Annotated in this window: 7 protein-coding genes; 5 read left to right on the top strand and 2 right to left on the bottom strand. The window is 31.7% G+C overall.

Annotated features, from left to right (window positions below):
* Positions 1 to 81: 81 nt before the first annotated feature.
* Positions 82 to 1,161 (bottom strand): IS30 family transposase, encoded by a 1,080-nt coding sequence (locus J5J05_RS03660; protein WP_208559143.1) that lies wholly within the window; start codon positions 1,159 to 1,161, stop codon positions 82 to 84.
* Positions 1,162 to 1,491: 330 nt separating this feature from the next.
* On the opposite strand from J5J05_RS03660, the gene J5J05_RS03655 reads away from it, so the two are divergent.
* The 5 genes from J5J05_RS03655 (at position 1,492) to J5J05_RS03630 (ending at position 8,676) form a co-directional block, all read left to right on the top strand.
* Positions 1,492 to 3,189, top strand: a complete 1,698-nt coding sequence (locus tag J5J05_RS03655; RefSeq protein WP_208559320.1) for a DUF6119 family protein — start codon at positions 1,492 to 1,494, stop codon at positions 3,187 to 3,189.
* 77 nt (positions 3,190 to 3,266) lie between these two features.
* Positions 3,267 to 5,336, top strand: coding sequence for an ATP-dependent nuclease (locus J5J05_RS03650; protein ID WP_208559319.1), 2,070 nt, complete (start codon positions 3,267 to 3,269; stop codon positions 5,334 to 5,336).
* Positions 5,321 to 7,054, top strand: a complete 1,734-nt coding sequence (locus J5J05_RS03645; RefSeq protein ID WP_208559318.1) for an ATP-dependent helicase — start codon at positions 5,321 to 5,323, stop codon at positions 7,052 to 7,054. The genes J5J05_RS03650 and J5J05_RS03645 overlap by 16 nt, the downstream gene beginning before the upstream one ends.
* A gap of 811 nt (positions 7,055 to 7,865) precedes the next feature.
* Positions 7,866 to 8,159, top strand: a complete 294-nt coding sequence (locus J5J05_RS03635) for a transposase (protein ID WP_208559317.1) — start codon at positions 7,866 to 7,868, stop codon at positions 8,157 to 8,159.
* A 175-nt stretch (positions 8,160 to 8,334) separates the two neighbouring features.
* Positions 8,335 to 8,676 (top strand): transposase, encoded by a 342-nt coding sequence (locus J5J05_RS03630; RefSeq protein WP_208559316.1) that lies wholly within the window; start codon positions 8,335 to 8,337, stop codon positions 8,674 to 8,676.
* A 289-nt stretch (positions 8,677 to 8,965) separates the two neighbouring features.
* Here J5J05_RS03630 and J5J05_RS03625 read toward each other — a convergent pair whose 3' ends face one another.
* Positions 8,966 to 10,045: an IS30 family transposase gene (locus tag J5J05_RS03625; protein ID WP_208559143.1), complete on the bottom strand. Its 1,080-nt coding sequence runs from the start codon at positions 10,043 to 10,045 to the stop codon at positions 8,966 to 8,968.
* Positions 10,046 to 10,158 lie beyond the last annotated feature (113 nt).

Genomic DNA, 10,158 nt, shown 5'->3' with positions numbered 1-10,158 from the left:
TAGTTTAAAAAGATAGCCGCAACTGATTGTTTAATTTGTTATTGGAAGACGTCACTTGTTATTTGATAAGCACTAACGTGCTCAGGTTGCTTGGGACAAAGAGCGCAGAGCATTGGCAAAACAGTCATGTGGTGTTTTATATCCAAGTATTTTCCGAGGATAGTCATTCATCCATTGCTGGATTCTCAAGTATTGTGTTTCACTAAATTGATTGATAGCTTTTCCTTTTGGAATAAATCGGCGAATAAATTTATGCTGGTTCTCGCTTGTTCCTCTTTCCCACGAAGCATAAGGATGACTGAAGTACACATCAAGTGTCTCGTGAAGTGCCTCATGAAGACCGGCAAATTCAGATCCATTATCAGAAGTGATGGTCTTAAATACTTTAGAGAACGTATCACCGGCTCGATATCGTAATTGACTGATTGCCTGATTGACAGATTCTATATCTTTACCATTGAGTTTAAGGATGATTTCAAAGCGTGTTTGACGTTCAACTAACGTCAATAAAACCGAATCGGTTTTTGTTTTGTTTCCAACAACTGTATCAACTTCCCAGTGACCAAAGGTCTGCCGGTTATCAATTTCTGCGGGTCTTTGTTCAATAGATTGGCCTAGCATTCGCTTGTTTCTTCGGCTTCTATAAGTAGTATCTTTTGGTTTACGCGATAGTTTTTCGAGTAGATCCATATTCTTTGTTCTCATAATGCCTTTGTCAATCCATCCATAGAGCGTCGTTGTACAGGGAATAATAGATGAGTCAAACAAGTCATGTGTCTTCGCAAATCCAATGACTACATCTGGAGACCACTTTTCCTGTAACAATTTATCATCTGCCCACTCAATAAAGGCATCCGTATCAGCCCATTTTGGCCGACGGCCACAGTTCAACCGTAGTTTATCGTAAGCTGCTTGTCCGGCATCGGGATCGTAGAGAGTTGTATAGTAGTCGTAAACTTTACCGTTTTGTTTTTGCCGATTAAGTTGCGTAATGGTTCCACGACAGATTTCGCTATTAATGGTTTGCGGGGCACATCCTAATGCCTTTGCAATTTGACGATTGGAGTACTTCTGAGTCTTTAAAATAGCAATTTGAGAACGTTCTGAATGAGATAAGTGTTTTCCCTTACGTGCTGATATGTTATCGTTAGAGTGCGTCATGTGAATTCATCCTGTCTATTGAGAGTTAGCGGTAACTTCAATATAACATGAAATTCACATGGCGTTTTTTTTGTGGGTTAGCCTAAGTGGCTAACTTCATTATAAAATCCAGCTTGTTTTTTTATTTTTTAAATTATTTAAAAATATTTAGCTGAATAAAGCTATTACATAATTAATGATGAAAAGAATAGATGAATTGGAAATAAAAGAGTGTAAGTAGTTTTACAGTATGATAAAATCGATATGTAAGCGTTATTAATTCGGTTTATTAATACTTAAATTATACATTGAATAAATTTGATGATATTACATGAAAATAAGAGGTGAAAAATGGTACCCAAAATATACAAATCTAAATATGATTATAAAAAGTTAGAAGAAATGTTAATGGAAAATGATTATAAAAAAATCGGGGAAGAAAAGAAATACACTACTGAAAATGTAAGAATAAGTTTATTTTTTGAAATTCATGAAAAGAATATACCTGATTGGGTAATAGAAGTAATGAAATTTTTTGGTGATGAAGAAAATTATAGCAGAGAAATTCCAATGCAATACAATGCAATTATAATTGTGCGTACGAAAAAATCAATTTATTTATTACCAAAAGGACGAGCTTTTTGGCAAGTTGAAAAACTAGCAGACTTAGATTTTGGTCTGAACTTTGCTGAGAAAGCTATCGAGTCTCAAGAAATAGTCATGAAAAGTGTGAGTTTTATTCAACGAAATATGATGAGAGGTGTTATGAATTATAAGAAAAATCAAAATGAATTTCCACAAGCAAGTGAGAGTTATTCATATGTTAGTGGAAAGCCTATATCGGAAACGATATATGGAAAAAGTATAGATTGTGGTACAGGAGTTACATTTCCTAGAAATTATGAATTAAACAATTCAAAATCAATTCGAGATTTTTGTAATCTGTTTAATGAGATAGATATTACCTTAAGTCTCAAAGATAGAAAATCTAATATACCTAGATTGCGCAATATATCTAAAAAAGAAAAACTTTATTCTCAATTAAATGATAGTTTGTTATCTGAAATCAAAACTACATCCTCAAAAGATGTAGTCGCTATCAATATTTCTCGGATTCAAATTGTGGATAATTCTATTAATATATCAACAAATAATCAGAGCCTTGGTATATACATTAGAGGTGAAAAAAGGGAGACTGAAGAAAAAATATCGTTAACAGGAACTGAGGTAGTTAGATATATCAAAGAAAGAACAGCATTGATATCTAATTTAGAGCAAATCAATTTTGCAATTTATGACGACGAGGGCCAGCCTATTAAAAGCAATTTTTCATTTAAACAATTAATTTATGCTGAAATAGAAATAAATAATAAGGTATATGTGTTAGACAGTGGAAAGTGGGGGTATTTTAACAATAAATTTTATGAAACGCTTGAGGAAAAACTTATTGAGATAGACAGTATAGTTGAGTTTGATAATGAATATAGTATCTCATACGATTCTCATGAAAAGGGAGAACTTTCTGGTGAAGGTGGGTATATAGAAAAGTTAACAGAAAACGCTGATATGATTAAGCTACATAAACGAAATTTAAACGTATCAGGAGCTACTATAGAAGTAGCAGACATATATAATAAAAAAAGTAATGAACTTTTAGCAATTAAAAGAGGAATGGATACTTCAACTGCAATGTACAGCTTTGAACAATCATTACTATCTATTCAAATACTGACAAATAAAGAAGAGTTTCAAGTGCGAAAAGAATTACTTAAATACAATAATAGAAAGAAGTACGAGAATGTACAAACATATCCTAATATTAGAGAAGGTATGGTAAAAAAAATAATTGATTGTAAAAATGCTTCAGTACTATGGTTAATAGGTGATAAACCGATTTACGTATTCGATGGAGTAAGGGAACGTAATTTTAAACTGAGTCAAATCAACTCAATAATGCTAAAGCTGAAAATAGTAGATTGGTATTTATTTACTAAAGATAGTGGTTATGTACCGAAGTTATATTTTGCATTTGATAAATCACAAAAATAAACATGAAAACGTCTTATTTAAAAAGGCCTTAGAGATAAGATTAATCGTTCATGGTCTATTGGAAAAGGATGGATTTAATGTATATTTCAGAGTTAGAAATTGAGAATTTCCGGATTTTCGGTGATAGAATAAAAGTGTTACTTAATAATGGGTTTAATATTTTCATTGGACAAAATAATTCTGGCAAGACTACTTTAATTAAAGCAATAGAACTTTTATTTGATGAAAATAGTAAAAGAAAACTAACTATAGGTGATTTTCATAAGAACATTTCAGTTAATGAGATAATAAACGAACCACCTAAGATTACACTATCTGCTAAGCTTATCGAATCGAATGATGAGGAAGAATATTCTGATGATTTAATTACTGTTTCGACATGGCTAACTAGAATCGATAAACCTTATGAAGCAAGAATAACATATGAATATTACTTGCCAGAGAAATATATTAAAGAGTATAAGGATATAATGGGAAAATTAAATAGTAGTAATATGGAGGACTATTGGAATGAGATTGAACATAGGTTTATTCCCAAATATAAATATCATATGCTAGCTGGTGATCCTAAGTTGAAAACAAATATAGATAATGAATCGTTAAAAAAATTTGATTTTCAATTTTTAAAAGCAGTTAGAGATGTAGAGAGAGATCTTTATACTGGAAGTAATTCCTTATTAAAAGAAGTAATAGACTTTTTTATTGATTATGATATAAAAAATAATGATAAATTTACTACAGATGAAAAAATCGATAAAATTAGAAACAATAAAAATGAATTTTCGAAAAAAGCTTCTGAATTAATTGAGGATCTTCAAAGGCGGATGAGTTCTGGAAAAAATGAGATGCTAAGATATGCAACTGATACTGGAGCTACCTTTGAAAAATTGACTCCAAGCTTTGAGGGGAAGATATCTGATACTGAATTATATTCTGCTTTAAAATTAATTGTAGAGACTGAAACAGGTATCAAAATACCTGCAGTACAGAATGGATTGGGATATAATAATTTGATTTATATTTCATTACTACTAGCGAAAATGCAAAAAAATTCATCAGGTACTTATTTTGGAACGAATGCCAAGAATTATTCTATTCTGGCAATTGAAGAGCCTGAAGCACATTTACATCCATCAATGCAGTATAAATTATTGAGATTCTTAAATATTAATAGGCAGAAAGAGGTCCAACAAGTATTTGTTACTTCACATTCTCCAAATATAACCGCAGCAGTTGATATTGACAGCTTAATAGTGATTGATCAAATTGGATATAAAACAGAAGTTTCGTATCCAGGTAAGGTATTCAGCAATTCCGAAGAAGACATTGAATCAAAATTATTCGTAGAAAGGTTTTTAGATGTAACCCGTTCAGATTTATTTTTTGCAAAAAGAATAATATTTGTCGAGGGATTAGCAGAACAATTACTACTTCCAGAGTTCTCTAGCATGTTAAATAAAGATTTAATTGATAACCATATATCTGTAATTAATTTAAACGGAAGATATTTTAATCATTTTTTAAAACTTTTTGACTCAGATAGTTCAAAATTTGCTATGAAGAAAAAAGTAGCTTGTATCACGGACTTAGATCCAGTTAGAAAAGAAAAAAGTACAACATCATGGAAAAAGTGTCACCCAATATTTCTAAACGTAGATTCACAAGGTTATGAATACAAAAGTTGTTCTAATTTAATGATTGAAAGTTCAAAATCATTGAGTGATAATGTTAAATATTTTTATCAACCTGTTTCCGAAGGATCAACATTAGAATACCAATTGATGCTAGAAAATCCTAAGTGTGAAGAGCTAATAACTTTAAGTGTGAAAAATCGACAAGAATTGATAGATTTAATTAAAAGTTACAAAAAATTGGATAAGACAGAACTGGAAGACTTTGTTAAAATATTAAAATCAAATAAAATTAATGATGAAATAAAGGGAATTTATAAAAATCATTATTTAAATAAAGAAGACTTTATGAAGCATACTATTGCAACGAGATATTTAGAATCATTGTCTAAGGGAGTAGTTGCACAAGAGTTATCAACAAAAATAATGATGTTAAATATCGGAAACGAGGATTTTAAGAACGAGATTAATGTTCCAGAATATATAAAGGAGAGCATTGAATGGATACATCATTAAAAATAATTACCAGTAAAAGTATACTGCCATCCAGTACCCACCTAAAAATAACTGCAGGACCAGGAGCCGGAAAAACAACTCTTTTGACGAAACATATAAAAGAAATTGTAAAAAAATCTAGAAAGATATCAGGGTTGAGAAGAGTAGGCTGTATTACTCATACTAATATTGCTATCGAAACATTGCGGGAAAGATTAGGGTTAACTCTAGATTATGTAGAAATTGCTACAATTCACAATTTTTTTTACAAGCATATTTTAAAGCCTTATTTATGGGTATTGTTTGAAGATTTTGACTTTGACTTCGAAAGTATTAAAGGACACGAAGATATATTACCTAGCTACTCTTTAATAAAAGACTGGGCAAATGTAACGAATCAGTTTTACTTGATAAGTGGAAGTGGTGAGAATATAAAAGAAATTGCTCAAAAATTGCAGAAAATAACTTGGGAGATTAACGAAGAAGGTCATGGAACACTATGTTTTCCAGAAGAATGGCAAAGAAAAGTTGGGAAATATTATATAAAAGAAGATACTTTATTAGAATATAAAAAAATTTGTTGGTCAAAAGGTAAGATTCATCATGATGATGTTATGTATCTCAGCTTAAAAATATTAGAAAAGAGTAATAGAGTTGTGGATATTCTTAGAGCCAAGTTTCCTTATATCATGATTGATGAATTTCAAGATACTGGATTGATTCAAAATAGAATTATTAAACTAATTGCAGAAAAAGAGACTAAAATCGTAGCTATAGGAGATGCATGTCAATCAATATATGGTTTTGCCGGAGCTAAAGTAAAGGAATTTATTGATTTTGATTTGTCTGGAATAAAAAATTTTAAAATCGAAGAAAACAATAGAAGTACAGTCGAAATTATTAAAGTTCTTAATCATGTAAGTAAAGATGCAAAATTAAATCAATATTCTCCTAAAAGTAAGACAGGTAAAAAACCATCTTTGTTAATTGGGGATATTCATAGTGCATACAAGTACTCAAAAACTATAATATCTAATAACCGATTATTAACACTTGCTTACAGAAAAAATGGGATCAATAATTTGAAATATGGAATTGAAGCTATAGATAACGATGATTTGAAACTAAGTATATTGTTTGATGATGATGACAGAGGCAGGAAAATCTATTATACAATTCAAAGTATAGAATACGGTAAAGAAAATAATTACAAAGAAGCTATCAACTCTATGTTGAAAGCATACCGCAAAAATTTAGGATTTACTGATAAAGAGGCTTTAAAAAATTTACAAAGATTAATAAATGAGTATTCAAATATTGAAAATCTAACTTTGATGGAGTATTACAATAGTTATCTTTGTGGATTTTTTGATACTCAACAGAAGATAACTAGAGGAAAGAAAGTAAAATTATATAATAGTAACTACTACAAAGATATTGCTTCAATAGTAGAAATCAAGGAAACTAGTAATTTGTTCAGAACAATTCATAAGTCAAAAGGTGATGAAGAGGATAACATTTTAGTGATTGTTGAGAATAAAAAGTCATTCAATGAAACAAAAGAGTTAAAATTTCTTCTAAATCCTAAAATAAATGAAAGTGAAGATGACAGAGTTTATTTTGTTGCACTCAGTAGAGCTAAGGAAAATCTTTTCGTAAATATTCCTAGCCTTTCAGAGGATAATAAAATTATACTAGAGAAAATGAATTTATTTGATTTCATATATCTTAATAAATGAACATAATAAATCATAGAATACAGGAAAACGCTGATAGATTGAATATAAGATGCACTTCATGTAAAATAGAAAAACTTATATGAAATTAACCTGACACTTTACTGATTTTTTATAAAAGAGCTTTAAATGGATAAAACCAATCTTTTTAAGAATCTGAATTCAAAAGTATCGTATGCGCCAATCCACGGTTATTAATTAGATAGTCAAAAATTTAATCATGTTTTATGAGTTTACTCTTTTTGAAGATAAAGTCAATATAATTATGTGAAAAGTAAGGTTATATACTTGCCTGTGCGGTATGATATTTTAAGGTTCTATAATATTTAGCGTTGGTGAGAATTCTCCAGCACTATTTTCCGCATATAAAGAAACAAGCGAGATTCTCTGACAGACTATAGTTACCACACCAAATCTATAGGAGGAATCTCGCTTGTTTCAAACAAATGATATCAAAAAATTACTCAATATCCAAGATAAATCAAGCACTTTAACTAAAATTGAAAAAGAGTCGGTCAAGTGATGTCTTACAAATATTGTAAGATGACCCATCACTTATACCCCAAAAGGTTGTCCCAAGTGCTGCACGATCAATACTCAGTACCATGTGAGTAAACATGGATCAAATTATGCTAAGATTGTATCAAACCGTTTCGCTGGCTATCCTACTCGTCTCTATTTAAAGAAACAACGTTTCAATTGTAAATCCTGTAAGCAGACCTTTTCTGCTCAATCCTCTGAAGTTGAAGAACATTGCTTTATTTCCAGAAAAGTTAAACAACATATCGGATTTCAATCAGGAGAAGACCTTTCGATGAAGTATATTGCAGAAGAACACACTGTTTTGCCCACTACCGTGAAACGTTTTATCAGTCATTTTGTCCAGACATACTATCCAGTATATCAGGCATTACCTTCTTGCTTACTCTTTGATGAGTTCAAAACCGTTAAGAATGTGAAAGGTTCTATGAGTTTTATTTACGCCGATGGCGATACACATGAAGTCATTGATGTGAATGCAGCTTATGAGTTCTTTATAAGAGAACTCTTCCCAAATGCTAAGATCATTATCGATCGGTTTCATATCCTACAATTGATCTTTGAATAGAATCAGGGTTAAAATCATGAAACAATACAACCGCTCTAGCTAACCTTCTAAAGGGATTTATATTAGATTCAAGAATCACTGGCGCCTGTTACTCAAAGAAGAACGGACACTTTCAAGCACAGATTATAAGTACTATACTCGCTTTGGACAAACGACTTAACAGCACGTATTTGATATGCTACTCGCCTATAGTAGTGAATTACAAGAAAATTATCGATTCTATCAAGAACTTTTACATGCTTTAAAAACGAAGAACTTTGCCCAATTTAGAAATACGTTAAAAGAGACCATTTTTGAATACCGCAATCCGATGAAGATTAGTCAGAAAACGTTACATTATCACTTAGAAGAAGGTCATATTGAAACAGCGTTTCTTTATAATTACTCTAACGGTCCGTTAGAAGGCTCCAATAATAAAGTGGAAAATATCAAAAGAACAGCCTATGGCTTTATCAGTTTTAATTCTTTTAGAAATCGCCTCGTTCTTTCACAGAAAATGAAACCTAAAAAAAAATAAGATCTATCGAAAAAATTCGATAGAATCTTATTAAAGGTAACTGATGTTACCAACACTATTTAACACAGAGCCAATTTTTTTCAATGGCCTTATTTCTATTATATATCTAAATTGTTCATGAAATCAGATATTGAGCAAAAAATTAATTTTTATTTTTTCATATAAAAGAAATTATTCTTTTGTAAATTTCAAGTTTAAGTTAGCCACCTAGTTTAAAAAGATAGCCGCAACTGATTGTTTAATTTGTTATTGGAAGACGTCACTTGTTATTTGATAAGCACTAACGTGCTCAGGTTGCTTGGGACAAAGAGCGCAGAGCATTGGCAAAACAGTCATGTGGTGTTTTATATCCAAGTATTTTCCGAGGATAGTCATTCATCCATTGCTGGATTCTCAAGTATTGTGTTTCACTAAATTGATTGATAGCTTTTCCTTTTGGAATAAATCGGCGAATAAATTTATGCTGGTTCTCGCTTGTTCCTCTTTCCCACGAAGCATAAGGATGACTGAAGTACACATCAAGTGTCTCGTGAAGTGCCTCATGAAGACCGGCAAATTCAGATCCATTATCAGAAGTGATGGTCTTAAATACTTTAGAGAACGTATCACCGGCTCGATATCGTAATTGACTGATTGCCTGATTGACAGATTCTATATCTTTACCATTGAGTTTAAGGATGATTTCAAAGCGTGTTTGACGTTCAACTAACGTCAATAAAACCGAATCGGTTTTTGTTTTGTTTCCAACAACTGTATCAACTTCCCAGTGACCAAAGGTCTGCCGGTTATCAATTTCTGCGGGTCTTTGTTCAATAGATTGGCCTAGCATTCGCTTGTTTCTTCGGCTTCTATAAGTAGTATCTTTTGGTTTACGCGATAGTTTTTCGAGTAGATCCATATTCTTTGTTCTCATAATGCCTTTGTCAATCCATCCATAGAGCGTCGTTGTACAGGGAATAATAGATGAGTCAAACAAGTCATGTGTCTTCGCAAATCCAATGACTACATCTGGAGACCACTTTTCCTGTAACAATTTATCATCTGCCCACTCAATAAAGGCATCCGTATCAGCCCATTTTGGCCGACGGCCACAGTTCAACCGTAGTTTATCGTAAGCTGCTTGTCCGGCATCGGGATCGTAGAGAGTTGTATAGTAGTCGTAAACTTTACCGTTTTGTTTTTGCCGATTAAGTTGCGTAATGGTTCCACGACAGATTTCGCTATTAATGGTTTGCGGGGCACATCCTAATGCCTTTGCAATTTGACGATTGGAGTACTTCTGAGTCTTTAAAATAGCAATTTGAGAACGTTCTGAATGAGATAAGTGTTTTCCCTTACGTGCTGATATGTTATCGTTAGAGTGCGTCATGTGAATTCATCCTGTCTATTGAGAGTTAGCGGTAACTTCAATATAACATGAAATTCACATGGCGTTTTTTTTGTGGGTTAGCCTAAGTGGCTAACTTCATTATAAAATCCAGC

This window comes from Marinilactibacillus kalidii (genome assembly GCF_017599325.1).
GTDB classification, from domain to species: Bacteria; Bacillota; Bacilli; order Lactobacillales; family Carnobacteriaceae_A; genus Marinilactibacillus; species Marinilactibacillus kalidii.
Note: the sequence above shows the minus strand (reverse complement) of the source record. Positions and strands in the feature narration are given on the sequence as shown.